23 protein-coding genes are annotated in these 24,203 nt (G+C 73.2%); 17 read left to right on the top strand and 6 right to left on the bottom strand.

The window, feature by feature from the left end; all coding sequences use genetic code 11:
- Window positions 1-26 precede the first annotated feature (26 nt).
- Window positions 27-848: an endonuclease NucS gene (gene nucS, locus FM110_RS10650; RefSeq protein ID WP_087104739.1), complete on the bottom strand. Its 822-nt coding sequence runs from the start codon at window positions 846-848 to the stop codon at window positions 27-29.
- 235 nt (window positions 849-1,083) lie between these two features.
- Here nucS and FM110_RS10655 point away from each other — a divergent pair, with 235 nt between their 5' ends.
- The 3 genes from FM110_RS10655 (at window position 1,084) to FM110_RS10665 (ending at window position 3,828) form a co-directional block, all read left to right on the top strand.
- The gene (locus FM110_RS10655) at window positions 1,084-1,743 is read left to right on the top strand and encodes a hypothetical protein (protein ID WP_087104740.1); all 660 of its coding nucleotides are present in this window, start codon (window positions 1,084-1,086) and stop codon (window positions 1,741-1,743) included.
- On the top strand, window positions 1,743-2,849 hold the full coding sequence (locus FM110_RS10660) for a hypothetical protein (RefSeq protein ID WP_087104741.1): 1,107 nt from the start codon (window positions 1,743-1,745) through the stop codon (window positions 2,847-2,849). Before FM110_RS10655 ends, FM110_RS10660 begins: the two co-directional genes overlap by 1 nt.
- A 79-nt stretch (window positions 2,850-2,928) precedes the next feature.
- Complete coding sequence (locus FM110_RS10665; protein WP_087104742.1) at window positions 2,929-3,828, top strand: tetratricopeptide repeat protein; 900 nt, start codon at window positions 2,929-2,931, stop codon at window positions 3,826-3,828.
- Between the two features lie 373 nt (window positions 3,829-4,201).
- Here the strand turns inward: FM110_RS10665 and glgB are convergent, their stop codons facing one another.
- Genes glgB through glgX form a run of 3 tightly spaced genes read right to left on the bottom strand, consistent with a single transcriptional unit; the run spans window position 4,202 to window position 11,000 of the window.
- Window positions 4,202-6,547, bottom strand: a complete 2,346-nt coding sequence (gene glgB / locus FM110_RS10670) for a 1,4-alpha-glucan branching protein GlgB (protein WP_234992285.1) — start codon at window positions 6,545-6,547, stop codon at window positions 4,202-4,204.
- On the bottom strand, window positions 6,540-8,681 hold the full coding sequence (locus FM110_RS10675; RefSeq protein WP_087104743.1) for an alpha-1,4-glucan--maltose-1-phosphate maltosyltransferase: 2,142 nt from the start codon (window positions 8,679-8,681) through the stop codon (window positions 6,540-6,542). Before FM110_RS10675 ends, glgB begins: the two co-directional genes overlap by 8 nt.
- Before the next feature lie 57 nt (window positions 8,682-8,738).
- A complete protein-coding gene (glgX, locus tag FM110_RS10680; RefSeq protein WP_087104744.1) occupies window positions 8,739-11,000 on the bottom strand; it encodes a glycogen debranching protein GlgX in 2,262 nt (753 codons plus the stop codon).
- Window positions 11,001-11,043: 43 nt separating this feature from the next.
- On the opposite strand from glgX, the gene FM110_RS10685 reads away from it, so the two are divergent.
- The 14 genes from FM110_RS10685 (at window position 11,044) to FM110_RS14145 (ending at window position 22,205) form a co-directional block, all read left to right on the top strand.
- Window positions 11,044-12,252: an AAA family ATPase gene (locus FM110_RS10685; RefSeq protein ID WP_234992288.1), complete on the top strand. Its 1,209-nt coding sequence runs from the start codon at window positions 11,044-11,046 to the stop codon at window positions 12,250-12,252.
- 7 nt (window positions 12,253-12,259) lie between these two features.
- The gene (locus tag FM110_RS10690; protein ID WP_087104745.1) at window positions 12,260-13,156 is read left to right on the top strand and encodes a DUF58 domain-containing protein; all 897 of its coding nucleotides are present in this window, start codon (window positions 12,260-12,262) and stop codon (window positions 13,154-13,156) included.
- Window positions 13,143-13,616 (top strand): hypothetical protein, encoded by a 474-nt coding sequence (locus FM110_RS10695; RefSeq protein WP_087104746.1) that lies wholly within the window; start codon window positions 13,143-13,145, stop codon window positions 13,614-13,616. The genes FM110_RS10690 and FM110_RS10695 overlap by 14 nt, the downstream gene beginning before the upstream one ends.
- Window positions 13,607-14,629 (top strand): vWA domain-containing protein, encoded by a 1,023-nt coding sequence (locus tag FM110_RS10700; protein WP_087104747.1) that lies wholly within the window; start codon window positions 13,607-13,609, stop codon window positions 14,627-14,629. Before FM110_RS10695 ends, FM110_RS10700 begins: the two co-directional genes overlap by 10 nt.
- Window positions 14,629-15,654, top strand: a complete 1,026-nt coding sequence (locus FM110_RS10705) for a vWA domain-containing protein (protein WP_087104748.1) — start codon at window positions 14,629-14,631, stop codon at window positions 15,652-15,654. Before FM110_RS10700 ends, FM110_RS10705 begins: the two co-directional genes overlap by 1 nt.
- Complete coding sequence (locus tag FM110_RS10710) at window positions 15,651-16,592, top strand: hypothetical protein (RefSeq protein WP_159458052.1); 942 nt, start codon at window positions 15,651-15,653, stop codon at window positions 16,590-16,592. The genes FM110_RS10705 and FM110_RS10710 overlap by 4 nt, the downstream gene beginning before the upstream one ends.
- Before the next feature lie 57 nt (window positions 16,593-16,649).
- Window positions 16,650-17,843 (top strand): cysteine desulfurase family protein, encoded by a 1,194-nt coding sequence (locus FM110_RS10715; RefSeq protein WP_087104749.1) that lies wholly within the window; start codon window positions 16,650-16,652, stop codon window positions 17,841-17,843.
- Window positions 17,844-17,921: 78 nt separating this feature from the next.
- Window positions 17,922-18,392: an ATP-binding cassette domain-containing protein gene (locus FM110_RS10720; RefSeq protein WP_087104750.1), complete on the top strand. Its 471-nt coding sequence runs from the start codon at window positions 17,922-17,924 to the stop codon at window positions 18,390-18,392.
- Entirely contained in the window at window positions 18,386-18,805 is a 420-nt protein-coding gene (locus FM110_RS10725) for an ABC transporter permease (protein ID WP_234992290.1), read from the top strand. The genes FM110_RS10720 and FM110_RS10725 overlap by 7 nt, the downstream gene beginning before the upstream one ends.
- A gap of 136 nt (window positions 18,806-18,941) precedes the next feature.
- The gene (locus FM110_RS10730) at window positions 18,942-19,358 is read left to right on the top strand and encodes a response regulator (RefSeq protein ID WP_087104752.1); all 417 of its coding nucleotides are present in this window, start codon (window positions 18,942-18,944) and stop codon (window positions 19,356-19,358) included.
- Complete coding sequence (locus tag FM110_RS10735) at window positions 19,355-19,567, top strand: response regulator transcription factor (RefSeq protein ID WP_159458054.1); 213 nt, start codon at window positions 19,355-19,357, stop codon at window positions 19,565-19,567. Before FM110_RS10730 ends, FM110_RS10735 begins: the two co-directional genes overlap by 4 nt.
- 113 nt (window positions 19,568-19,680) lie before the next feature.
- A complete protein-coding gene (gene mnmA, locus FM110_RS10740) occupies window positions 19,681-20,787 on the top strand; it encodes a tRNA 2-thiouridine(34) synthase MnmA (protein WP_087104754.1) in 1,107 nt (368 codons plus the stop codon).
- Window positions 20,784-21,950 carry a hypothetical protein gene (locus tag FM110_RS10745; protein ID WP_087104755.1) on the top strand — a complete coding sequence of 389 codons (1,167 nt, stop codon included), beginning with the start codon at window positions 20,784-20,786 and terminating at the stop codon, window positions 21,948-21,950. Before mnmA ends, FM110_RS10745 begins: the two co-directional genes overlap by 4 nt.
- Window positions 21,951-22,064: 114 nt before the next feature.
- Window positions 22,065-22,205: a hypothetical protein gene (locus FM110_RS14145; protein ID WP_159458055.1), complete on the top strand. Its 141-nt coding sequence runs from the start codon at window positions 22,065-22,067 to the stop codon at window positions 22,203-22,205.
- Between the two features lie 150 nt (window positions 22,206-22,355).
- Here FM110_RS14145 and FM110_RS10750 read toward each other — a convergent pair whose 3' ends face one another.
- On the bottom strand, window positions 22,356-22,937 hold the full coding sequence (locus FM110_RS10750; RefSeq protein ID WP_087104756.1) for a hypothetical protein: 582 nt from the start codon (window positions 22,935-22,937) through the stop codon (window positions 22,356-22,358).
- Complete coding sequence (locus FM110_RS10755) at window positions 22,934-24,118, bottom strand: helix-turn-helix domain-containing protein (RefSeq protein ID WP_143276371.1); 1,185 nt, start codon at window positions 24,116-24,118, stop codon at window positions 22,934-22,936. Before FM110_RS10755 ends, FM110_RS10750 begins: the two co-directional genes overlap by 4 nt.
- Between the last annotated feature and the right edge of the window lie 85 nt (window positions 24,119-24,203).

Below are 24,203 nucleotides of genomic sequence, written 5' to 3' on the forward strand. Positions count from 1 at the left end.
TCAGGACCGCTGATGATTCGGTCGGGTCAGAACAGTCGCGATTCCGCGTCGTCGATGCCGCGCAGGGCGTCGTAGTCGAGGGTCACGCAGTCGATGCCGCGGTCGCCCGCGAGCACCTTGGCCTGGGGCTTGATGAGCTGGGCCGCGAAGATCCCGCGGACGGGGGACAGGAGCGGATCGCGGTTGAGCAGCTCCAGGTAGCGGGTCAGCTGCTCGACGCCATCGATCTCGCCGCGCCGCTTGATCTCGATCGCGACCGTCCCGCCCTCGGGATCCTTGGCGAGGATGTCCACGGGACCGATCGCGGTCGCGTACTCGCGCCGCACGAGCGACCAGCCCTCGCCGAGCGTCTCGATGTTCTCCGCGAGCAGCGCCTGCAGGTGGGCCTCCACGCCGTCCTTCTGCAGGCCCGGGTCCACGCCCAGGTCTGCGCTCAGGTCCGAGATGACCTCATGGATCCGCACGCGCAGCCGGTCGCCGGTCTTGGCATGGGTGACGTCCCACTGCTCGATCCAGGGATCGTCCTCGGGAGCCTCCGGGTCCTCGACGGAGGCGGCTGCCACGGATTCCTCGTCCGGCGCGGCTCCATGGTCCTCGACGGAGCCTGCGGTATCGGCATCGGCATCGGTATCGGCATCGGTATCGGCATCGGCATCGGCATCGGATCGCGTGATCGTGCGCAGGGTGCACGGCGGGCTCATCCAGTTCAGGGGCTTGTAGCTGCCGCCGTCGGAGTGCACGAGCACGCTCCCGTCCGCCTTGACGATCAGGAGGCGGGGAGCGAGGGGCAGGTGAGCGGTGAGCCGACCGGTGTAGTCGACGGCGCAGCGGGCAACGACGAGACGCACCCCGACAGGCTACGTCATGGGGAGCGGGGGTCCGCGCGGTCGCGCCGCGGCTCCGCGGCGGGTCCAGAGCGGGTGGAGGGCGGCGGTGAGAGCGATGCCGAGTGCGGAGCCCGCCCGGTCGCGCGACCGCGGCCCGGCGAGGCTCCGCGCCCTCCGGGACCCCGTCCGGAGCGACGGCGGGCCCCGGTAGAATCCGAGGGTCCCGCGCGGGGACATGACCCGAGGGGAGGCGCCGGTGCGCAGGCTGATCGCCGTCGTGCTCATCGTGCTCGGTGCGGCCGGGATCCTGCTGGGGCGCCTGGGGGAGACCCTCTGGGCTCCGCCGACCGAGCGCAGCGCCGCCGTCGTCCTCGAGGACCCGGGGCCGGCGGTGCTCGTGGACCCCGGCGTCGCCTACGTCGGAGGCCACACCGGGACCGTCCAGGTGAGCGCTCCCGGGGACGTCCGCATCATCCCCGTGAGCCCCGAGGTCGCGGAGGCGTACCTGGGTGATGCCCGGCACACCCGGATCACAGGCGTCCCCAGCTGGACGACGCTGGAGACCCGCGAGGTCGCCCCCGCGGGCGAGACGACCCTCCCGGACCCGGCAGGGTCGGAGGCCTGGCCCCCGGCAGCAGGGACGCCGTCGAGCGAGGCGTCGATCGAGATCTCCGCCCTGTGGCGGGAGGACGGCGGGGCGACACCGGCGCACCCCTACCGCGCCCTGCTCATCGTCGGGGACGGCACGAGCCCGGCGGCATCCCGCATCGTCATCACGTGGCCGGTCGACAGCGCGACGCCCTGGGTCCCCTACGCCTACGCCGCGGGAGCGCTCACCGCGGTCCTCGGCCTGGTGCTGTTCGCGGCCGACCACACCGCGCGCGCCCTGCGCCGACGCAGCGAGGAGGAGGCGTGATGAGCTCGGTTCCGCACCGCTGCGGCTCCGCGGACGTCCGCGATGGTCGCCACGGGGACGCGGCGGCGCCCTGCGCACCGCGGCCGCGCCGCCGCGCCGTCCTGGCCGGTGCGGCACCGGTCGTCGCGGCGCTGCTGAGCGGCTGCGGAGAGGACGAGACGCCCGCGGCGGTGCCGATGGGCCCCGCCGCCGCCTCGCCATCGCCCCAGGCCTCGACGGAGCAGGTCGCCCAGATCGTCGCCGACGTCAGCGCGCGCGTCGTGGCCGCCGACGGGGCACGGGATCCCTCCCTGCTCGCCCCGCGCGTGGTCGGGACGGCCCTCGAGATGCGCACCCGCGCCTACGAGAATCTCGGGAAGGTGCCCGGCCTGCCCGCGACGCTGCCGACGCCCTCGAGCGACCTGCAGACCGCTCTCGTGCCATCAGGGGAGGGGTTCCCGCACACCGTCATCGCCGTCGTCACGGACTCGGCGGATGCCGCCGTCCACCATTTCCTGCCGCTTCAGCTGGCCGATGCCCGCTCCGTGTACACGACCTGGGGCTGGGCCCGCCAGCTCGGCGGCGTCACGATGCCGGCAGGCGTCGCGCCGAGGCTCGGCGCCGCCGCGGTGGACGCGGCGGACGACGAGGACCTCGTGCTCGCGCCGCAGGACGCGCTCGCGCTCTTCGCCGCGGTGCTGTCGAACGGGGACGCGGCGGATCCCTCGGACCTGCTCGAGCCCGACACCTTCACCGAGGAGATGCACGCGAGCATCCAGGCCGAGCGCACCATGCTGAACCCGGACGTGCCCGCGGACTCCCTCGCGACGATCCACGAGGAGTACACCGTCCACCCCGGAGAGCTCGCGGCGCTGCGGACGGCGGACGGCGGCGCCTTCGTGGCGGGCTCCCTGCGCTCGAGCCGGGTGATCACGCTCGTCGGCGGGGCCACGATGTCATCCCCGGACCCGGAGCTCGCCCTCGCCGGCACGTCGGGAGCCTTCACACAGGAGGCCGTGCGAGAGTACGGCGCGACGGTGGTGCTGTACGTCCCGCCGAGCGGGAAGAGCGGGCGGATCAGGGCCCTCGCGGCCGTGAAGTCGCTGCTCGGAGCCAGCGGGCAGTGACGATCACGCCGATGACCATGCCGATGACCACGCCGACGACCCGCCGCCCGGCGGCGTCGGCCCGACGGAAGGACCGACCATGACCGACCCCTACGGGATCATCGACCTGTCGACGCTGAAGAACCCGAAGGCGCCTGAGGGCGCCGCGGGGGAGACCGGACGCTACGAGGTGACCGTGACCGAGCAGGAGCTCGAGTCCGTCATCGCGGGATCGAACCGCGTCGCCACGCTGCTGGTGGTCACGAGCTCCCGCGTCCCCTCCGGCCCCGAGTTCCTGGCGACGCTGCGCCGCCTGGTCGACGCCCGCGAGGGCGCCGTGCTGCTGGCGACGGTCGACGCCGACGACCAGCCGCGCGTCGCCGGTGCCCTCCGCGTGCAGAACCTGCCCACCGTGCTGCTGCTGGTGCGCGGGCAGCTGCAGCCGCTGTTCGAGGGCATCGTCACCGAGCAGGAGCTCGCCGGCGTGATCGACCAGGTCGTGCAGCTCGCCGCCTCCCAGGGCCTCGACGGGGACGCCGCGTCCGAGGGGGCCGCGGGCGACGAGGACGCGGCGCAGGCCGAGGAGATGTCCCCGCTGCAGCAGGCCGCGTACGACGCCATCGAGGCGGGCGACCTCGCCGGGGCGATCGAGGCCTACGAGACCGCGCTGCGGGAGAACCCGGCCGATGCCGAGGCCCGCGCCGGGCTCGCCGCCGTGCGCCTGATGGAGCGCACCCAGGGCGCGGATCTGCAGGCCGCCCGCAGCGCCGCCGCGGACGCCCCGGAGGACGTCGACGCGCAGCTCCTGGTCGCCGATCTCGACCTGCTCGGCGGTCACGTGGAGGACGCCTTCGGCCGTCTGCTGGACCTCCTGCGCGGCGCGGACTCCGAGACCAAGGACCGCGTGCGCACCCGCCTGCTCGAGCACTTCGACGTCGTCGGTGCCGAGGACCCGCGCGTCGGCCCGGCCCGCCGTCGGATGGCCAGCCTGCTGTTCTGAGGCGCAGGCGGGCGCGAGGCGCAGGCGGGGCGGATCAGTCCGTTGCCCCGCCGCATCTCGCGCCGTCGCCCCCGCCCTGTCGCCCTGTCGTATGTCGCGCCGCAGCCCCTCCCGGACGACGCGCCGCGCCCCTGCCAAATCCACGCTGAGTGCCAAATCGCCCCCGAAACGGGTCGCAGCGTGACGCTCGGCGTCAGGGAGGCTTGCTCGGCGTGAGCGAGGTGCGCCTCGGCGCGAGGGAGGCGCGGACCGTCGTGAGCGAGGCGCGGCGGGATGCGACGAGGCCCTCCCCGACAGATCGGGGAGGGCCTCGTGTCTGCGGCGGGCCCGCTGGCCGCACGCCCCGCGCCGGAGCGGGGCGCGCGACGGCGGCTCAGTCCTGGGCGAGGCGGCTCGGCGCCAGCACGACGGCGCCCAGCGGCGGGACCTGCAGGCGCACGGAATGGTCGCGGCCGTGCATCGGCACCGCCTCGACGTCCACGCGGCCCAGGTTGCCCACGCCGCCGCCGCCGTACACCGGCGCGTCGGAGTTGAGCACCTCGTCCCAGGAACCGCCCTCGGGCATCGGCACCCGGTAGCCCTCCCACGGCATCGTCGAGAAGTTCACGACCACGACCAGCGGGTCGCCCGCACGATCGCGGCGGGCGAAGGCGATCACGTTGTGGCCCGCGTCGTCCCCGATGAGCCACTCGAAGCCGGCCGGGTCCTGGTCGAGCTCCGAGAGCGCCGGGAACCGCCGCGCGAGCGCGTTGAGGTCCCGCACCAGCTGCTGGACGCCGCGGTGGGGCGCGTACTCGAGCAGCCACCACGGCAGCCCGGTCTCCTCGCTCCATTCGGTGCCCTGGCCGAACTCGGTGCCCATGAAGATGAGCTGCTTGCCCGGATGGGTCCACTGGAAGGACAGGTAGGCGCGCAGCGTCGCGAACTGCTGCCAGTCGTCGCCGGGCGCCTTGCGCAGAAGCGAGCCCTTGCCGTGGACGACCTCGTCATGGCTGATGGGCAGGACGAAGTTCTCCGAGTACTGGTAGACCATCGAGAACGTGAGCTCGCCGTGGTGGTACTGGCGGTGGATCGGGTCCTCGCCGATGTACTGCAGGGTGTCGTGCATCCAGCCCATGTTCCACTTCAGGCCGAAGCCGAGGCCGCCCTGATCGGTGGGGCGGGTGACGCCCGGGAAGGACGTCGACTCCTCGGCGATCATGACGATCCCGGGCGCGCGCTTGTAGGCGGTCGCGTTGACCTCCTGCAGCATGTCGATCGACTCGAGGTTCTCCCGGCCGCCGAACTCGTTGGGGACCCACTGGCCGTCCTCGCGCGAGTAGTCGAGGTAGAGCATCGAGGCGACGGCGTCCACGCGCAGCCCGTCGACGTGGAACTCCTCGAGCCAGTAGCAGGCGTTGGCGACGAGGAAGTTGCGCACCTCGCGCCGCCCGAGGTCGAAGATGTAGGTGCCCCAGTCGGGGTGCTCGCCGCGCCGCGGGTCCGGGTGCTCGTACAGGGGAGCGCCGTCGAAGCGGCCCAGGGCGAACTCGTCCTTGGGGAAGTGCGCGGGCACCCAGTCCATGATCACGCCGATGCCGGCGCGGTGGAGGGTGTCGATGAGGTGGCGCAGCTCGTCGGGGGAGCCCAGGCGCGAGGTCGGGGCGTAGTAGCCGGTGACCTGGTAGCCCCAGGAGCCGCCGAAGGGGTGCTCGGCGAGCGGCATGAACTCGACGTGCGTGAAGCCGAGCTCCGTGACGTACGCGGTGAGCTCCTCGGCCAGCTCGCGGTAGCCCAGGCCCGGGCGCCAGCTGCCCAGGTGCACCTCGTACACGCTCATGGGGGAGGCCAGCACGTCGCGCTCGGCGCGCTCGGCGAGCCAGGCGTCATCGCTCCACTCGTAGGCGGACCCGGTCACGATGGACCCGGTCGCGGGCGGGACCTCGGCCCGGCGCGCCATCGGATCGGCCTTGTCGTGCCAGACGCCGTCGGCGCCCAGGATTCGGTACTTGTAGACGGCGCCCTCGGCGACGCCGGGGATGAAGATCTCCCACACCCCGGACTCGCCCAGGCTGCGCAGCGCATGCGCGCGGCCGTCCCAGCCGTTGAGGTCGCCGACGACCTGGACGGCCCGGGCCCGGGGCGCCCACACCGCGAAGCTCGTGCCCGCCGCGCCGTCGACCTCGCGCACGTGGGAGCCGAGCGCGCGCCACAGCTCCTCGTGGCGGCCCTCCCGGATCAGATGCAGATCGAGCTCGCCGAGGGTGGGCAGGAAGCGGTACGGATCGTCGATCTCGACGGGCGCCTCGCCCTCGGCCCAGGTGACGCGCACGGTGTAGCGGGGCAGGGACTCGACCTCGACGACGGCTCGCCAGATCCCGTCGTACTCGTGCTCGGCCGGGACCGCGGAGCCGTCGGGCAGGACGATCTCGACGCGGTGGGCCAGCGGCTTGAGGGTGCGCACCGTGACGGCGCCGCGGTACGGGTGGGCGCCCAGCACCGTATGCGGGTCGTGGAAGCTGCCGGTGGCCGCCGAGCCCAGCTCGTGCACCGACTTCTCCAGCACCGCAGGACCGGCGGGCTCGCCGCCGGTCACGGGCCGGCCGGGCGCCGCGGCGGAGGACGGCGCGGTCTGCGGAGCGGAGGGGGCCGCGGCGGGGGAGGAGACCGCACCGGGGGCTGCGGTCCCCGGCGTCGCGGCGGGCTCGTGAGGGACGGGGGTCTCGTCGCGGTCACGCATGGGGGCTCTCCTCGGAGTGGATGATGCGCAGGATATGGGCGGGGCGGGTCTCGGGGTCCAGGCCGACGAAGGCGTGCTCGCCCCAGGTGAAGCGCTCCCCGGTCAGGAGGTCCTCGACCTCGAAGGGGCCGTCGACGCCGAGGGCGGCGAGGTCCAGGTGCACGCCCGTCCCGGCGCTGCGGTCGTGGGCGGTCAGGCAGGCGACGATGACCGTGTCGGGGGCGCCGGTGGGGCTCGCGTCGGCATCGAGATGCTTGGAGAACACGAGCACCTGGTCGTCGTCGGCGCTGTGGAAGGCGATGTCGTTCAGCTGCTGGAGCGCGGGGTGCTCGCGGCGGATCCGGTTCAGCCGCGTCAGCAGGGGCTGCAGGGAGCGACCGGAGGCGAGCGCCCCCTCGAAGTCGCGCGGCTTGTACTCGTACTTCTCGTTGTCGATCTGCTCCTCGGCGCCGGGCCGCGGGATGTCCTCGACCAGCTCGTAGCCGGAGTAGATGCCCCAAGTCGGCACGAGGGTCGCCGCGAGGATCGCGCGCAGGCGGAAGGCGCGGTGCCCGCCGGAGCTCATGAACGGCGTGAGGATGTCGTGCGTCGTGGGCCAGAAGCTCGGGCGCATGTACGCCGAGGCCTCGCACAGCTCGCCCAGGTACTCGCGCAGCTCCTCGGGGGTGTGGCGCCACGTGAAGTACGTGTAGGACTGGTGGAAGCCGACCTTGCCGAGCGTGTGCATCATCGTCGGGCGCGTGAACGCCTCCGCCAGGAAGACCACCTCGGGGTGCTTGTCGGCGAACTCGGCCAGCAGCTCCTCCCAGAAGCGCACGGGCTTGGTGTGCGGGTTGTCCACGCGGAGGAGCGTGACGCCATGGGCGACCCAGTGCTCGAGGACGTCGCGGATCGCGGCGTACAGGCCCTCGTAGTCGGTGTCGAAGCTCAGCGGGTAGATGTCCTGGTACTTCTTGGGCGGGTTCTCCGCGTAGGCGATCGAGCCGTCGGCCCGCACCACGAACCACTCCGGGTGCTCGGCCACCCACGGGTGGTCGGGGGAGCACTGCAGCGCGATGTCGAGCGCCACCTCGAGCCCCAGCTCCTGCGCCCGCGCGACGAAGGCGTCGAAGTCCTCCATCGTGCCCAGATCCGGGTGGATCGCATCATGGCCGCCGTCGGGCGAGCCGATCGCGTACGGGGAGCCGGGGTCGCCCGGGCGGACCTCGAGGGTGTTGTTGCGGCCCTTGCGGAAGGTCGTGCCGATCGGATGGATCGGGGTCAGGTAGGCGACGTCGAAGCCCATCGCCGCCACCCGGTCCAGGGCGCCGGCGGCGGTCCGCAGCGTGCCGGAGATCCAGCCGCCGTGCTCGGGGTCGAAGCGCGCGCCCTCCGAGCGGGGGAAGAACTCGTACCAGGAGCCGTACAGCGCGCGCTGACGCTGGACGATGAGGGGATGCGGGCCCGAGACGGTCACGCCGTCGCGCAGCGGGCGCTCGTGCAGGATCGCGCGCAGGTCCGGTCCGATCGCCGGGGCCAGGCGCGCCTGCGGCGTCAGGGAGGAGCTGCGCAGGGAGTCGATCGCGGCGCGGACCACGGCGCCGTCGGAGGCGGGGCGCTCGCCCCGCTCGACCTCGTCGAGCACGCGGCGCAGGACCACGACGCCCTCGGCGAGCATGAGGTCGGCGTCGATGCCGGCGGGCACCTTGATCGAGGCGTTGTGCACCCAGGTCTCGTACGGCGCGGAGAAGGCCTCGATGCGGAAGCTCCAGGCGCCCTCCGCGTCCGGCCGCATCGACCCGGCCCACAGGTCGAGCCCCGGATTCGTCGAGCGCAGAGCTGTGCGCGAGCGCTCGCGGCCGGCGGGATCGCACAGCACCACCTGCACGCCCATCTCGTCATGCCCCTCGCGGAAGGCGTTGACCCGCACCGGCACCGTCTCGCCCACCACTGCGCGAGCGGGGAAGCGGCCGCCGTCGACGACCGGCTGCACGTCCATGATCGGGATGCGGCCGATGCCCGCGTCGATGCCCCGCGCAGTGCTGTCCGGACGGATCCCGCTGTCCGGGCGGATCGGGGTCTGCGCGACCTCCTGACCCCCCTGGGGCTCCCGGGTCGTGCGGGCGCTGTCGGATGGGACGTGCGGGACGGGCATCGCGTCTCCTCGAAGTCGGTCTCGGCGAGATCGGGCTCACATCCGCGGCCCGCGGTGTCAGCCTAGGCGATCCTCGACGCCCGCCGTGCCATGGACCAGGAGCACCGCGAGCGTCCCGCCCGGCAGATGCAGGAGCGGCCGGCCGGGCTCGTCCGGGTCCTCGCCGAGCTCCAGCTCCTCCTCGCAGGAGGCGAAGAGCAGCTCGGCGCCGCGGCCCGACCACGGGGCGGCCGGACCCCGCACGAGCTCGGTGCCGACCGAGCCGTTGACCACGAGCACGACATGCCCCACGGCGGCCGGACCGGGACGCAGCATCTGCAGGGTGTGGCGGTCGGGGTCGAGCCAGTCGCCGTGGCGCATCGGCTCGCCGTCGGCCCCGAACCAGGCGATCTGGTCGCGCTCGGGGCGCTCGGGGTCGGCATCGCCCAGGAAGGTCGCCGGGCGCAGACGGGAGAAGCGGCGGCGCAGGGCCAGGAGGTCGCGGGTGGCCGCGTACATCGCGCGCTGGTGCTCATCGCGCTCCCAGTCCACCCAGGAGATGCGGTTGTCCTGGCAGTAGGCGTTGTTGTTGCCCTGCTGGGTGCGCAGCGCCTCATCGCCCGCGGTGATCATCGGCGTCCCGGCCGACAAAAGCAGGGTGGCCATAAGGGAGCGAGCGGTCCGGCGCCGATGCCGCGCCACCTCCGCGGCCTGCTCCGAGGCGGCGATCTCCGCGGGCCCGAGGGGGCCCTCGATGCCGTGGTTCCAGGAGCGGTTGTCGTCCGTGCCGTCGCGGCCGTCCTCGCCGTTGGCCTCGTTGCGCTTGCCCTCGTAGGTGGTGAGGTCCGCGAGGGTGAAGCCGTCGTGGGCGGTCACGTAGTTCAGCGAGGCCCACGGCGCCCGCAGGTGCTGCCCGGGCGGGAGCCCCTGGGGGTCGTGGCGGGTGAAGACGTCGGCGCTGCCGGCCAGACGGGTCGCGATGTCGCGGACGCCGCCGATCTGCGTGGTGCCCGTGCGGACGCGCCGCGCCGGGTCCTCGAGCCAGAAGGAGCGCACGTCGTTGCGGAACGCGTCGTTCCACTCGGCAAACGGGGGCGGGAACGAGCCCGTCTGCCAGCCGTAGCCGCCCACGTCCCACGGCTCCGCGATGAGCTTGACGCCCCGCAGGACCTCGTCGGTGGTGATGGCGCGCAGCAGCGGGTGGTCGGAGCGGAAGCCGCGGTCGTCGCGGCCCAGCGTCGCCGCCAGGTCGAAGCGGAAGCCGTCGATCCCGTACTCGCGCACCCAGTGGCGCAGCGAGGAGACGATGAGGTCGACCACGTGCCCGGAGCGCATGTTCAGGCTGTTGCCGGTGCCGGTGAAGTCGACGAACGCGCCGTGGTCCGTCCAGTAGTGGTCCTGGGCGTCCAGGCCGCGCAGCGACAGCGAGGGGCCGTCGGCGCCGCCCTCGGCGGTGTGGTTGTAGACGACGTCGCAGATGACCTCGATGCCCGCCGCGTGCAGGGAGCGGACCATAGAGCGCACCTCGTCGCGCACGGCCGCGGCGCCCGCCTCCTGCGCGCGCCGCGTCGCATAGCCGGGGTGGGGCGCGAAGTACGACAGCGTCGAGTAGCCCCAATAGTTGGTCAGGGCCAGGCGGGTCAGGTGGGGCTCGTCCATGATCGCGTGGATCGGCAGCAGCTCGATCGCCGTGACCCCGAGATCGCGCAGGTAGTCGGTCATCACGCGGTGCCCGAGACCGGCATAGGTGCCCCGCAGCTCGGGCGGGAGGTCCGGGTGCAGCATCGTCAGGCCGCGCACATGGGCCTCGTAGACGACGGTCGCGGTCCACGGGGTGCGCAGGGGCTCCTCGCGCAGCGTCTCCTCGAGGGGCGGCACGACCACGGACCAGACCGCGTCGTCGGCGTTGTCGTCCTCGGCGGGGCGCTGCATCCCGTCGGCGGGCCGCAGAAGCGCGTCGACCTCATGGGCGAACATGCTCGACAGCAGCGGGGAGGCGTGGGAGATGCCCGTGCCGCGCGGATCCAGCAGCAGGCGGGCGGAATTGTGGAAGCGGGCGCGCTGCGGATCCCAGGGGCCGTGCACCCGCAGCCCGTACCGGGTGCCGGGGGTCATGCCCTCGACCTCGTCCCACCACATGCCGCCGTCGTAGCGGGTCAGGCGGATCCGCTGCTCGGAGGAGCCCCGGCGCACGCACAGATCGACCGCCTGCGCTCTCGGCGCGCCGAGTCCCGTGCGCGATCGCCCGGGTTCCCGCGGCGACGTCGCATGACGATAAGATCCCGGAGTCGCGAGGGTGGGCGCGATGCGGGGCGTGCAGGACTGCGCCCGGTCGGGCACCCGCGCATCACCGACGGACGAACGACGGGGAGCGAAGTCACCGATGAGCCATCCCAGCACGGCGGGCCCGCAGGGCCCCGCGCCCGATCGCAGCTCGGGCCGACAGGCTCAGGAGCCGGGTGCCCGGCGCCCGGAACCTCAGCGCCCGGAAACCCAGCGCGCTGAGTCGCAGCGCCCGCGGTCGCAGCAGCCGGGCGCCCAGCGCCCCGATCCCTCCCGCGGCGGGTCCGGCTCCTCGGGGCGCAGCTTCACCCCGGCGCAGCCGGCGATCGCGCCCGGCGACCTCGAACGGGCCCGCGACATCGTCCGGAAGATCTCGGACGTGTTCGGCACCCGCGTGGTCGGCCAGGAGAACCTGCGCCTGACGCTGCTGGCGTCGCTCGCCGCCGGCGGCCACGTGCTGCTCGAGTCCGTGCCGGGCCTGGCCAAGACCACGGCCGCCTCCGCGCTCGCCTCGGCGATCGGCGGCAGCTTCCACCGCATCCAGTGCACGCCGGACCTGATGCCCAACGACATCATCGGCACCCAGATCTTCAACTACGGCTCCGGCACGTTCACCACCCAGCTGGGCCCCGTGCACGCCAACATCGTGCTGCTGGACGAGATCAACCGCTCGAGCGCCAAGACGCAGTCCGCGATGCTCGAGGCCATGCAGGAGCGCCAGACCTCGATCGGCGGCGAGATCCACCGCCTGCCCGACCCGTTCATGGTCCTCGCGACGCAGAACCCCATCGAGGAGGAGGGCACGTACGTGCTCCCCGAGGCGCAGATGGACCGCTTCCTCATCAAGGAGGTCCTCACCTATCCGCGACCCGGCGAGGAGCACGAGATCCTCGACCGCTCGACCGCGGGACGGCTCAACGCGCCCAAGCAGGCGCCGACGGCCGCGGTGACGCTCGACGACATCCGCTTCCTGCAGCAGGCCGTCGACCAGGTGCACGTCGACAAGGCCGTCAAGCGCTACATCGTCGACCTCGTGTTCACCACGCGCGGCTCCGGCCCGCGCCCCGTCCCCCACCTCACGCAGTCGGTGCGGGTGGGCGCCAGCCCCCGCGGCTCGATCGCGCTCATGCGGATCGGCCAGGCGCACGCGCTCATCCAGGGCCGCGACTACGTGACTCCCGACGACGTGCGCGCGATGCGCTACGGCGTGCTGCGCCACCGCCTCGTGCTGACCTTCGACGCGCTCGCCGGCGGGGTCTCGCCCGAGACCATCATCGACGCGGTCTTCCGCGCCGTCCCGATGCCCTGAGGCGCCCATGGCCACCTCGCTGCTGACACGGGTCAAGGCCCAGGTCGACCTGCACACCTCGCGCCGCGCGCGGGGCCTGATCCAGGGGCGCGGGCGCTCCCTGTTCAAGGGCAGCGGGGAGGACTTCGACGACCTGAAGTTCTACCAGCCGGGCGACAAGATCTCCGACATCGACTGGAAGGCGACGGCCCGCTCCGGCGAGCCGCTGATCCGCCAGTTCAACGAGGAGCGCGTGCGCCACCTCTCGATCGTCGCCGACACCTCCGACGCGATGGCCGCGACCGCCGCCGACGGCTCCTCCAAGCGCGACGCGATGGTGCTCGCGGCCGGGCTCGTGTGCTTCCTCGCCCAGACCAACGGCGACCTCGTCTCCCTCGTCGCCGGGAGCCCCGAGCGCCCGGTGCAGCTGCCCTCGCGCTCCTCCGACGGGCACCTCGAGCTGCTGCTGCGCTCGATCCAGCAGGGCACCACGACGGCCTCTCCCGCCCCGGACTCGGCCTGGCTGCTCGAGCGCGCGTTCCGCGTGACCACCCGCTCGACGCTGATGACGATCATCACCGACGAGGCGCGCCCGTCCCCGGACGACTTCTCGATGCTGCGGCGCCTGACCACGCGCCACGACCTCCTGGTGATCCGCATCGCCGACGCGGACCCGCTGCTGGCCGACGACCTCGACCGCGACGTCATCGACATCGACGCGCCGCGGGAGATCTCCGAGCTCTCCCGCGCCTCCGAGAAGGTCCTGCGCGACGTGCAGGCGTACCGGGACGCGCGGCGCGAGGCGGTCTCGGGGATGCTCGACCACCTGCACGTCAGCCATCTGCTCGCGCAGGGGGCCACCACCGTGGTCGACGACATGATCTCGATGCTGCGACGCCGGGAGTACAGCCATGCCGATCGCTGACGGTCCCCAGATCATCGACCCGCCCCAGTACTCGGTGGCGTGGCTGATCCTCGCGGCCCTGTGCGCGCTCGTGATCGCCGCGCTCGTGCTCGGCACGCTGCGCATCACGCGCGCCGTCGTCGAGCGCTCCGCCTACGCGCGGCGCCCCAGCGACGTGGAGACCCTCAAGGCCGAGTTCCTGCGCGCGGTCAACGCCGTCGGCGACCGCGTCGACGAGGGGGAGGTCGACTCGCGCGAGGCCCACCGCGAGCTCACGGCCGTCATGCGCGCCTTCGTGCGGCGCACCACGGGGCTGGACGTCACGAGCCAGGACGTCGCCGCGCTGCGCGCCGATGCCCGCACCCGCGAGGTCGGGGAGCTCGTGGCGGACCTCCAGGAGCCCGAGTTCGCGCTCGCGAGCTCCCGGGATATCGAGGAGTCGCTGCGGCGGGCCCGGGGGGTGATCCGCGCATGGTCATGAGCCTGTGGTGGCTCGCGCTGCTGATCCTCGTGCTCGCGCTCGCCGTGTGGGCGATCTGCTTCTGGAACCGGCGCTCGGTGCGGCGCTCGCCCGTCATCGTCGCCAACTCCGCGTTCCTCGAGCGCATCCCGAGCTTCGCCCGCGCCCAGCGCACCGCCCGCGCCCTGCGGGCCGCGCTCGTCGTTCTCGCCGTCCTCGGCGTCGTCGGCTCCGCGGTGCTGTCGGGCCGCATCGCCACCGAGCACGTGCAGACCCCCAAGTTCGCCCAGCGCGACATCGTGCTGTGCCTGGACATCTCCGGCTCGATGTACCAGTACGACACCGAGATCCTCTCGACGTTCGCCGGCATGGTCGACAGCTTCGACGGGGAGCGGGTGGGGCTGTCGGTGTTCAACTCGACCTCGCGCACCGACTTCCCGCTGACCAACGACTACGAGCTGATCCGCACCCAGCTCGACCACGACGCTGAGGCCATCGACTTCGACGAGCAGGGCTACCGGATGGGCACCCGCCAGTACCCCGAGGAGAAGCTGCGCATGTTCGCGGACTTCATCGAGGGCACGCGCGGCATCGACGACCAGGCGTCCCTGGTGCCCGACGGCCTCGCCGCCTGCGCGCAGGAGTTCGACCAGGCCGATACGGACCGCAGCCGCTCGATCATCCTGGCGACCGACAACGAGGTCAACGGCGACACGATCTACACCCTCGACGAGGCCGCCAAGACCCTCCAGGACCGGGACATCTCGCTGTACACGTTCTACCCGGGCGCCTCGGAGTGCTCGCAGACCTGCGCCGACGAGCTCAAGCAGGTCACCGAGGCCCACGACGGCCACTTCTACGCCTCCTCGGACCCGCAGGCGATCCCCTCGATCCTCGCCCAGATCCAGAGGACGCAGGCCGTCGAGATGGGCGCGACCCCCTCGGTGCTGCGCACCGACCACCCGCTCGCGGGCTGGCTCCTGACCTACCTGGCCGTCCTCGGCCTGGTCCTGGCCGGTTGGAGGAGCCGCTGATGCGCGCGCAATGGCTCCTGCCCGTGGGGCTCGGGATCATCCTGCTGCTCCCCCTGCTGATCGCCTGCGCCGTGCTGCTCGTGCGCCGTCCGCGCCAGCGCTGGGCCTGGCTGCGCCGCCTGCTCATGGTCCTGCTGCTCGCGGTCGTCGTCGTGCGGCCCGTGACTCCGCTCGAGGGCGAGCAGACCCACCGCATGAACGCCAACGTGTTCTTCGTCGTCGACCAGACGGGCTCGATGAACGCCGAGGACTACGCCGACGGCCAGCCGCGGCTGGACGGCGTGAAGGCCGACATGCGCCAGGTGATGGGGATGACGAAGGGTGCGCGCTACTCGATCATCGGCTTCGACTCGACCGCGACGCGGCAGCTGCCGCTGACGACCGACCAGGGCGCCGTCGAGGCGTGGATCGACACGGTCGAGACCGAGTCCACGGCCTACTCGAAGGGCTCGAACGTCGATCGCCCGCTCGACGCGCTGCTGACGGGGATCTCGCAGGCGAAGAAGGACGACCCGGAGTCCAGCGTGCTGGTGTACTTCCTCTCCGACGGCGAGAACACCGATGGCGAGGACTCCGGGACGTTCTCGGCCTCCGCCCAGTTCATCGACGGCGGTGCCGTGCTGGGCTACGGCACGACCGACGGCGGGCGCATGAAGGCGCACGGCGGCCCGGACGACGGGCAGTACATCAAGGACCCCTCGGGCGCCGAGGGCGTCTCCGTGATCGATGAGAAGCAGCTGCAGACGATCGCCGACGGCATGGGCGTGCCCTACCTGCACCGCACGGAGCCGGACGAGGACATGTCCGCGTCGATGGAGGGCATCACGCTGCGTCCCCTGCCGATCACGAGCACCACGCGAGTGCCCACCTTCGAGGACTGGTACTGGATCGCCGCGATCCCGCTGGCCGGCCTCATGCTGTGGGAGCTCGGCGCGATGACCTACCGCCTGCCGCGGCGCGTCGAGCGCGAGGAGATCCGCCGCTCCGCCGTGGCGGCGGGCACGAGTCCGGGGGAGAACCGATGAGCACTGCACCACCTGCACCCGCACCCGAGGGCGCCGTGCGCCCGGTGATGCCCGAGGCGCCGGATCCGCTGGTCCAGGACGAGCCCAAGCGCCCGCGGGACTTCGGGATCGACGTGGCCCGGCTGCGTCGCCTGCGCCGGATCGTGTTCGCGATCCTGGCGCTGCCGATCCTGATCCTCTCGCTGCTGATCGTCCGCTTCGTCTCGATGCCGCTCACGCAGGCCTGGCACGACGGCGCCTACGACGAGAAGGACTACGCGACCGCTGCCGACCGCCTGGGCCCGGTCGACACCATCAACTGGTTCGAGCCCTACCTGCCCCACCTCACCCGCGGCACCGACCTGCTGCAGCAGGGGCAGGACGCCGCCGCCGAGAAGGAGCTGCGCGTGGCGCTCGAGACCTGGCAGGAGGGCCGCGACCTGAACCGGCCTGCGCACGCCGAGTGCAAGATCCTCAACAACCTCGCGATCTCGATCGAGCGCCAGGCCGATCAGATCGCCGACCCGGGCGAGCGCGGCGACCGCCTCTACGAGTCCGAGCAGCTGCTGGCGCCGTGCGCCGGCGGAGGCGGCGGGGGAGACGGCGGGGGAGACGGCGAGGGCCAGGGCGCCGGCAACGAGGACGAGGGCACCACCGGCGGCAACGGCGAGCGCATCGAGGACAAGCGCAAGGAGGCCGACGAGCAGGCCGGCAAGGAGCCCCGCGAGGGCGATCAGCCCAGCGAGGATCCGCCGGTGGACCCGAGCGAGGATCCCAGCAACGATCCCAAGCACGAGGACCCCAGCGGCAGCGAGCCGCCGGAGGAGGCGCCCACGCAGGGCGACTCGACGGACGACGCCAAGCAGGATGAGCTCAAGGAGCGCAACGAGAGCGCCAACGGCGGCTCCGGCGAGGAGTCCGAGGGCGGCGCCTCCCAGGCCCCGGCCAAGCCCTGGTGATCGGCCGCGCGGCGAGCACCGGCGGTGCGCGGCGGGACGCGGCGGCATGATGGGGGCATGACAGCTTCGACCCCGCGCGCCTATCTCGACCACGCCGCCACCACCGCCTTGCGGCCCGAGGCCCGCGAGGCGTACCTCGAGGCCGCCTCGGTGCTCGGCAACCCCACGTCGGTGCACGCGGCGGGGCGCCGCGCCCGCGCCGTGCTCGATGACGCGATCGAGTCCATCGCCTCCGACCTCGGCGTCCCGCGCTCGTGGCTGATCCTCACCTCCGGTGGCACCGAGGCCGACAACCTCGCGGTGCGGGGTGCGGCGCTCGCGGCGCGGACGGCCGACCCCTCCCGGCGCGCGGTGCTCGCCTGCGCGACCGATCACCCGGCCACGCTCGCGACGGCACGGGCCCTGCAGGCCGACGGCTTCGAGGCCCGCATCGCCCCCGTGGACCGCGCCGGGCGCCTGCTGCCCGATGCGCTCGCCGAGCTCCTGGCCGACGGCGCCGTGGGCCTGGCGACCGCGGCGCTGCTGAACAACGAGACCGGGGCCGTGCAGGACGTCTCCGCGTTCTCCGCCCGTGCCCGCGCGCACGGGACCCTCGTGCACACCGACGCCGTCCAGGCCGTCGGGCACACTCCGCTGCCCGCGCGCGGCGAGGTCGACCTCATGACCATCACCGGCCACAAGATCGGCGCTCCCGTCGGCGTCGGCGCCCTCGTGGCCGACCCCGACGTGTCGCTCGCCCCCGGCACCACCGGCGGGGGCCAGCAGCGCGGGGTCCGCTCCGGGACGCTCGACGCCCCGCACGCTGCGGCGCTGGCCGCGGCCCTGCACCGGACCCTCGCCGAGGCCGAGACGGAATCGGCGCGCCTGCGGTCCCTGGCGGCGCGCCTGCGCGCGGGCATCGCCGCGATCGACCCGAGCGCCCGCTTCACCCTGGCGGATGACGCGCCCCAGGGCGGGCACATCGTCCACGTCGCCTTCCCCGGCGCCGACGGGCAGTCGCTGCTGTTCCTGCTGGACGAGCGCGGGGCCGAGGTCTCCGCGGGATCGGCCTGCAGCGCGGGGGTGACGAGCATCAGCCACGTGCTGGAGGCCATGGGCATGCCCGAGGACGAGGCCCGCGGCTCCGTCCGCTTCTCGCTCGGCTGGACCTCGACCGAGCAGGACATCGACGTGGCGCTCGCGGCCTTGCCCGAGGCCCTCGAGCGAGCCCGCGCGGTCGGGGCGCTCGCCTCCGGGGGCCGGCTGCGCTGAGGGCCTCCTCCGATCGGAGGAGACGGCGCCGACCGCTCGGGCCATGTGCCGCCCTGCGTCCCGCGGGAGGCTCGAGGCATGGAGATCATCCGCGCACGGGATGTGCGCAGGAGCTACGGCGGGCGCGAGATCCTGCACGGCGTCGACTTCGACGTCGCCCAGGGCACGATCCTCGGGATCCTCGGCCCCAACGGATCGGGCAAGACCACCCTCGTCGAGATCCTCGGCGGCCTGCGCCCCCGCGACGGCGGCACGGTCGAGATCGAGGGTACCGACCCGCGGACTGCCCCGCCCGCCTGGCGCTCGCGCGTCGGGATGCAGCTGCAGCAGTGCCGTCTGCCGGCGCGCCTGCGGGTCGCCGAGGCCGTCGACCTCTTCGGCTCCTTCTACGAGGAGCCGGTCCCGACGGCCGAGCTGCTCGCCGCCTTCGACCTCGACGAGTGCGCCCAGTGCCCCGTCGAGAAGACCTCCGGCGGCCAGCAGCAGCGCCTCTCCGTCGCCCTCGCGCTGGTGGGGCGTCCCCGCTCCTGGACGCGCTGTTCATGGTGATCGCGGCAGTCTGCGTGATCGCCGCGCTCGTGATCTGCATCGTGCCGCAGCTGCTGGGCGGGGGCGGGGTCGCATCGCCCGGACTGGTCGTGCTCGCCGCCGGGCTGGCGCTGGTGGCCTTCCTCGCCCTGGGGTGCCTGCTGGCCGCCGTCGTCACCGGCCCCCAGGCCGCCGTCGGCGTCGGCAACGCGGTCAGCGTCCTCATGTGGCTGGCCGCGGGCATGTGGTTCCCGCGCGCCGCCTTCCCCGACTGGCTGCGCGCGATCACGGACGCGACGCCCGGGGGAGCGGCCGCTCGCCTCATGAACGAGGCCGCGGTCGGCGGGACCGTCGCACCGGGCCCGGTGCTCGTGTGCCTGGGCTGGGTGGTCGGGGCCGCGCTGCTGGCCGTCGCCCTCTTCCGCTGGGAATGAGCGTCCGGGCCGATGGCCGCGGGTGGCCGCGGCCCTCTCCCGGAGAGCGCCACCGGGAGCGCGCGGGAGGGAGCAGGATGGGCGGTATGACCGCGCATCCCTCCTCCCGGGCTCGCCCCCGTGCGGCGGCGCGGGCGTGCGGCCGCCCGGCCTTCCCCTGGCCCTCGCGACGATCGTCCTGAGCCTCGTCGGCGGGCTCATCGCGCGCTCGGCGGCCCCCGCGCTCCTCCCCGCCTGGACCGTGCCGCTGATGATCCTCGCGGCGCTCGCGCTCGCGGTGATCGCCGCGAGACGTCCCGACGCGGTGCTGCTGGACTTGCGCATGCCCGGCGGCGACGGCCTCGAGACCCTCCGGGCTCTGCCGCCGGGATCGGCAGGGCGTCCGCGTTTCCTGGTCCTGACCACCTACGACACCGACCGCGACATCCGCTCCGCCCTGCGGGCGGGCGCCGACGGCTTCCTGCTCAAGGACGCGCCCCGCAGCGTGCTGCAGGACGCGTGCACCGCATCGCGCGCGGCGAGCCCGTCCTCGCTCCGCGGGCCCTCGGCGTGATCGCCGGGACCGAGAGTCCCGCGCTGACGGGCCGGGAGATCGATGTGCTGCGCGAGATCGCCAGCGGCGGCACCAACGCGGAGGCCGCCGCGCGCCTGTTCATCTCCGAGACCACCCTCACATCGCATCTGGGGCACGTGTTCGACAAGCTCGGCGTGGGGGACCGCGCCGCCGCCGTCCGCGTGGCCTTCGAGCGCGGACTGCTGTGAGAGCGGCCTCGTCCGGGCACTCGCGCGCACGACCTGGATGGGGACGATCGGGCGCGCGCTCGTAGACTTCTTCCCCGATGCCCGGGCGAGCGCCCGGCCGGAGGGGAGACGCGATGAAGGTGCTCGCCGCGATGAGCGGGGGCGTGGACTCCGCGGTCGCCGCCGCCCGCGCCGCCGAGGCCGGGCACGACGTCGTCGGCGTGCACATGGCGCTCTCGCGCAGCCGCGCCCAGACCCGCTCGGGCTCGCGGGGCTGCTGCACGGTCGAGGACGCCTCCGATGCGCGCCGCGCCGCCGAGCGCATCGGCATCCCGTACTACGTGTGGGACCTCTCCGAGGACTTCCACGACCTCGTGATCGCGGACTTCCTGTCCGAGTACGCGGCCGGCCGCACCCCCAACCCGTGCGTGCGCTGCAACGAGCGCATCAAGTTCGCCTCGCTCCTGGAGCGCGCCCGCCTGCTTGGCTTCGACGCCGTGTGCACTGGCCACTACGCGCGCATCGGCAACGCGGGCCCGGACGGATCGCCGTCGCTGCACCGCGCCCGCAACCTGCCCAAGGACCAGTCCTACGTGCTCGCGGTGATGGGGCCGGAGGCGACGGCCCGCGCCGTCTTCCCCCTGGGCGAGGACGAGGACAAGCAGGCGGTGCGGGATGAGGCCCGCGCCCGGGGCCTGGGGGTCTCGACCAAGCCCGACAGCTACGACATCTGCTTCGTCGCCGACGGCGACACCCGCGGCTTCCTCGAGCGGAACCTCGGTGCGGCCCCGGGCGAGATCGTCGACGCCGACGGCACCGTGCTGGGCGAGCACGCCGGGACGCACGGCTTCACCATCGGCCAGCGCAAGGGACTGGGACTGCAGCGCCCCGCCCCCGACGGCGCGCCCCGCTACGTGCTCGACGTGCGGCCTGACACCCGCCAGGTGGTCGTGGGCCCCTCCGAGCTGCTCTCCCGGGCCGAGCTGACCGCGCGCGACCTCGTGGCCTTCGAGCCGATCTCGCCGGGGCGCCGCGTGCTCGCGCAGATCCGCGCCCACGGCGAGGCCCTCCCGGGCGTGGTCGAATCCGTTCCGGGCGATGGGCCAGCGGGGAGGGCCGAGAGCGAGCTTCTGCGCGTGCGCCTGGACGCGCCGGTCCGCGGTGTCGCGCCGGGCCAGACCCTCGTGCTGTACGACGGCGACCGGGTGCTGGCGTCGGCGACGCTGGAGCGCCGGGCATGACCGGGCAGGCGACGGGGGAGACGGCCCCGGTCCGCGAGGCGCTCGTGACGATCGGCGGCGACGGCACCTTCGCGCTCGGCCCGGGCCCGGACGGCCGCCCCGTCGAGGCCGAGCAGGCGCGCCTGCACGCGCTCACCCGTCTGCGGGCCCTGCTGGGCGATGACGTCGAGGAGCAGATCGCCACGCGCCTGCAGCTGCCGGCGGCGCTGGGCACCGAGGCCGCCGACCACCTGCTGCCCGCCTCGCTGTCCCTGCTCGCCAGCACCTCCGGCGACCTCGCGAGCTTCGGCTGGCGCCTGGGCGCCGGGACCGGACGAGCCTGGCACCGCGCCCGCGAGCTGCGCGAGCGCACGATCGAGGACGCGCAGATCGCCCTGCTCGGATACGAGGGCCCGCTGCAGACGACGGCGCTGGGCCCGGTGACGCTCGGCGCGGCGACGTTCCTGCCCTCGGGGGAGCGCAGCCTCGCCGACCGCGGCGCCCTGCGCGACCTGCCGCACCTGGCGGCCGAGGGGATCGCCTCCCAGCTCGCGGCACTGGCCCAGCGCGTCCCCGGCGCCGCGCCGCACGTGCTGGTCCGGGAGGATGCCGCCGCCCTCGTCGCGGGCGGGCGCGTCTCCACCGCCTCCGGCTACGGGCGCCACGAGCCGATCGCCGCGCCCGAGCTCGGAGCGCGCTGGCAGAACCTGCTCGGCGCCCTGGGCGAGGCCTCGGGCATCACGCCCGGGCAGGCGACGCTCGCGCTGCCCGCCCGTGCCGATCTGCTCACCGCCGCCCGCAGCGCCGGATGGCGGCGCCTGGCGATCCCGCTCGCCGGGGCGAAGGGCCTCGACAGCCCGGCAGGCCGTGAGTTGTGGGAGGCGCTCGCCGAGGCCCGCGAGACGGGCATCGCCCTGGAGCTGCTCGTCGACCCGGTCCGCATCGAGCGCGAGCTCGACGCGCTCGCCGAGACCTGGACGCGCCTGGGCTACGGTGCGCGCGACCTCACGGGCCTCACGCTGCTGGCCCACCCGCGATCGCGCGCCGGGGGCAGATCGGCGGAGGCAGCGAGCAGGTCGGCGGACCCGGCGGCCGAGCCGACCCGCGACTCCCTGCTGACCGAGGAGGCCCTCGAGCGCGTGCTGCGGGCGGCGCCGGCGTGGGTGGAGCGCGTGCAGGGCTGACCCGCGCGCCAGCCCGTCGCCTCCGACGTTCGGATCGCCTCCGACTTTCGGATGCCACGGGCGGACGGACCATCCGCCGTGCGGGAAAGCGAACCGCAAGTGCTCGAGCTCGCGGTGACCGAGAATGAGGACGGCACCCTGCACCTGGTCGCCTCCGGGGAGGACCTGACGGTCGCATCGGATCAGGAGGGACGGATCCTCTTCGAACGCGGCTTCAGGTGGGAGCCTCGCGCGGACGATCCCTACAACCGGTGATCCGCACCGCCCGCTGCCGCTCCTGGCAGGCGATGGACGGCCGTCCATCCGTCCGCGGCGGTGCCGTCCCATACCTCGTGCCGCACCGCGCACCAGGGTCCGACAGCAGGAGCGGCCGGTCGGCCTCGCAGGAGCATGACCGACGCCGGCTCAGGCGCCGGTGATCGGCCGGCTCGCCTTCGCCGGTCCGATGAATGGTCGACCTGCGTCGAGTATGTCGGCATGGATCTGGTCGGCTTCCGTCGGGTCGAGCTTTCCGAGCTGGACGTTCGCCGCCAGGACGTCAGCCGAGGTCACCGCGCTGAATGTGCGGCCTCCTGCATGCCAGGAGGCTCGCGTGCCGATGCGCTGAGAGTTCCAGCAGAAGCGGACGAAGTCGCGGTCCTCGGTGAGGATCAGGACCGCGCCGATGGCAGGGGCCCGCCTCGCCCAGATGGCGATCGTCTCCGACTCGCCGAGATGCCGACCCGCATGGTCGCCGTCATGGCGGAACAGGTCGTCCCGGACCATGTGGGCCTCCATCTGCTCCGTGCGAGTCGGGAAGACGGGGGAGCCGAACAGAGCGGTCAGCGTCGGCATCGCCTCGGTGATGTGACGGTCGCACTCCCGCGCCACCTCCCGCGCCCAGCTCGGTTCGGGGTCCGGCATCGCACGGATCAGGCTCTCGACCAGATCCATGCGGCCCACCGCGTGGAAGTTCCACGCCAGCGACGTGTCCGGCAGCAGGATCATGCGTCGATGCCCAGAAGCTCCAGCACCTCACAACCATCGGCGGAGTCGTGGTGCACCGACGGCATCGGCTCGACATCCTCGACAGGCACTTGGAGCATCCAGGCGAGCGAGTCCGGGGGGACCTCTGCCGACTCGACGAGCTGTTCGTGCCGGGTGATCAGCCGCTCCGGGAAGCTCGGCGCCCGCCACAGCTCGGCTCGGGAACGCTGTCCATCGGGATGGGTCTCCTCCCATGACTTCGTGACATCCGCCTGGTTCCACGGGACAGCACGGTCGAGACCGATCGTGGAGCAGCGGTGCCGGAACGAGCTCACGCCGGCGCAGGTGTCCCACAGCGTCTCCGCCAGATGCTCGAGCGAGGACTCGACGGGGACGGACTCCAGGACCGGCTTCGGCAGCACGACGTTGGCCGCGAACCCGTTGACGAGCGCCTCGGCGGACACAGGGCGGTCAGTGAGGCCCTCGTCGCCCTTCGGAGCGAGGTCGTCGAACAGGTGATGCCCGAGCTCGTGGAGGATCCCGAACACTGCCGAGTACCAGGCGGCGGTCTGACCGATCGCGATCGAGCGGCATCCGCCGGCCTTCAGGCTGTGAGCCTCGACGGCTCCGGAACCGGCTCCGCCGTCGAGGACCACGAGATCGATGCCGATGCGCTCCGCCAGGAAGTCACCCATGGTGAGCACCGGGTCCCGGCCATCGCAGTATCGGAGCCACTCCGCGCGCACGACGTCGGCGACTGCTCGCATGCCCGTCCATGGGTTCGCGGCGGTCCGGTCGACGCCGGAGGCGCCGACGCGCTGCACGAATGCGTCGAACAGACCGTCGGACTCGGACGTGTCGAGCTCCGCCTGCGTGTACGCGCGGGCGAGGCTGTCGATCTCGGTCGCCATCGGCCCCGTCGGTGCGACATGCGCACCCGTCTCATGGTCATAGGTGTGGCGGTGCGAGAGCAGCGGCGAACGGCGGTGCGCCTCGCCGGAGATCAGCCAGTAGATATCCACGTCGAAGACATCCGCGATGTCCGCGAGCTCGCCCGTGGCGAACTCGCGGTTCCCGCGCAGGGACTTCGACAGCTTGTCGTCGGAGATGCCCAGGCGTGCAGCGAGATCGTGGTTGCGCATCTGGTGACGGTCCAGGAGGTCTCGAACGCGCTCAGCCGGGCCAGCGTTCATGGCGTTCATGGCACCAGCCTAGACTCTCTTGCGAAAATCGCAACAGATTCTGTGGTGCAGCGGACGCTGGGGTGCCGCCTCGGCGTTTGGGTAG

It is taken from the genome of Brachybacterium nesterenkovii, assembly GCF_900163655.1.
Taxonomy (GTDB): domain Bacteria; phylum Actinomycetota; class Actinomycetes; order Actinomycetales; family Dermabacteraceae; genus Brachybacterium; species Brachybacterium nesterenkovii.

Excerpts from the sequence above, each read along its gene's own strand:
- FM110_RS10660 (WP_087104741.1), top strand. The coding sequence starts at position 1,743 with ATGAGCTCGGTTCCGCACCGCTGCGGCTCCGCGGACGTCCGCGATGGT.
- FM110_RS10665 (WP_087104742.1), top strand. The coding sequence starts at position 2,929 with ATGACCGACCCCTACGGGATCATCGACCTGTCGACGCTGAAGAACCCG.
- glgB (WP_234992285.1), bottom strand. The coding sequence starts at position 6,547 with ATGCGTGACCGCGACGAGACCCCCGTCCCTCACGAGCCCGCCGCGACG.
- FM110_RS10675 (WP_087104743.1), bottom strand. The coding sequence starts at position 8,681 with ATGCCCGTCCCGCACGTCCCATCCGACAGCGCCCGCACGACCCGGGAG.
- FM110_RS10685 (WP_234992288.1), top strand. The coding sequence starts at position 11,044 with ATGAGCCATCCCAGCACGGCGGGCCCGCAGGGCCCCGCGCCCGATCGC.
- FM110_RS10690 (WP_087104745.1), top strand. The coding sequence starts at position 12,260 with ATGGCCACCTCGCTGCTGACACGGGTCAAGGCCCAGGTCGACCTGCAC.
- FM110_RS10695 (WP_087104746.1), top strand. The coding sequence starts at position 13,143 with ATGCCGATCGCTGACGGTCCCCAGATCATCGACCCGCCCCAGTACTCG.
- FM110_RS10700 (WP_087104747.1), top strand. The coding sequence starts at position 13,607 with ATGGTCATGAGCCTGTGGTGGCTCGCGCTGCTGATCCTCGTGCTCGCG.
- FM110_RS10705 (WP_087104748.1), top strand. The coding sequence starts at position 14,629 with ATGCGCGCGCAATGGCTCCTGCCCGTGGGGCTCGGGATCATCCTGCTG.
- FM110_RS10710 (WP_159458052.1), top strand. The coding sequence starts at position 15,651 with ATGAGCACTGCACCACCTGCACCCGCACCCGAGGGCGCCGTGCGCCCG.
- FM110_RS10715 (WP_087104749.1), top strand. The coding sequence starts at position 16,650 with ATGACAGCTTCGACCCCGCGCGCCTATCTCGACCACGCCGCCACCACC.
- FM110_RS10720 (WP_087104750.1), top strand. The coding sequence starts at position 17,922 with ATGGAGATCATCCGCGCACGGGATGTGCGCAGGAGCTACGGCGGGCGC.
- FM110_RS10725 (WP_234992290.1), top strand. The coding sequence starts at position 18,386 with ATGGTGATCGCGGCAGTCTGCGTGATCGCCGCGCTCGTGATCTGCATC.
- mnmA (WP_087104754.1), top strand. The coding sequence starts at position 19,681 with ATGAAGGTGCTCGCCGCGATGAGCGGGGGCGTGGACTCCGCGGTCGCC.
- FM110_RS10745 (WP_087104755.1), top strand. The coding sequence starts at position 20,784 with ATGACCGGGCAGGCGACGGGGGAGACGGCCCCGGTCCGCGAGGCGCTC.
- FM110_RS10750 (WP_087104756.1), bottom strand. The coding sequence starts at position 22,937 with ATGATCCTGCTGCCGGACACGTCGCTGGCGTGGAACTTCCACGCGGTG.
- FM110_RS10755 (WP_143276371.1), bottom strand. The coding sequence starts at position 24,118 with ATGAACGCCATGAACGCTGGCCCGGCTGAGCGCGTTCGAGACCTCCTG.